This window comes from Streptomyces chiangmaiensis (assembly GCF_036281785.1).
Classification (GTDB): domain Bacteria; phylum Actinomycetota; class Actinomycetes; order Streptomycetales; family Streptomycetaceae; genus Streptomyces; species Streptomyces chiangmaiensis.
Genome location: NZ_JAYWVC010000728.1, coordinates 1 through 598 on the forward strand (window position 1 = coordinate 1; position 598 = coordinate 598).

Sequence of the window (598 nt, forward strand, 5' to 3'; positions counted from 1 at the left end):
GCCCGGGAGGCCTCGCCTCCTCAACCACGGCGCCGCGCAGCGGCGCCGCTTCACTGCAAGTGGTGCCCGAGCGATCAGCAGGGCGGCTATTGCCGGTACTCGGCGGCGCGGCACATCGGCAACCGCAGCCCAGCTCGGGCCTGTTGTCAGTGTCGAGGAGTACGGTTCGTCGCATGAAGATCGTCGTGCAGGTGAAATTGCTGCCGACCGCCGAACAGGCGGCCGCGCTGCAATCGACCCTGCTCGAGTGCAACGCCGCCGCGAACTGGGTGTCGCAGGTTGCGTTCGAGCGCGGGGTGCCACGCGAGTACGAGCTGCGGAAACACACTTACGCCGAACTCAAGGCACGTGGTCTGGGCGCGCAAGCTGCGCAGCACGTCATCAAGAAGATCCGCGATGCTTACACGACGCTGCAGGCGAACATCAAAGCGGGGAACCTCGGCAAACCACGTTCGAAGCGTCGGGTGCAGGCAGAGTCGAAGCCCATCACGTTCCGGGCCAGCGCGGCTCAGCCGTACGACGACAGGTGTCTGAGCTGGCAGCACGACGCGAGCACCGTGTCCATATGGACCACAGCCGGCCGGCTCAAGGGCGTGCG

The 598-nt window shown here is 66.4% G+C and carries 1 pseudogene; it reads left to right on the forward strand.

Annotated features, from left to right (window positions below):
* Window positions 1–173: 173 nt before the first annotated feature.
* Window positions 174–598: pseudogene (locus VXC91_RS46650) on the forward strand (RNA-guided endonuclease TnpB family protein); the annotation flags it as partial.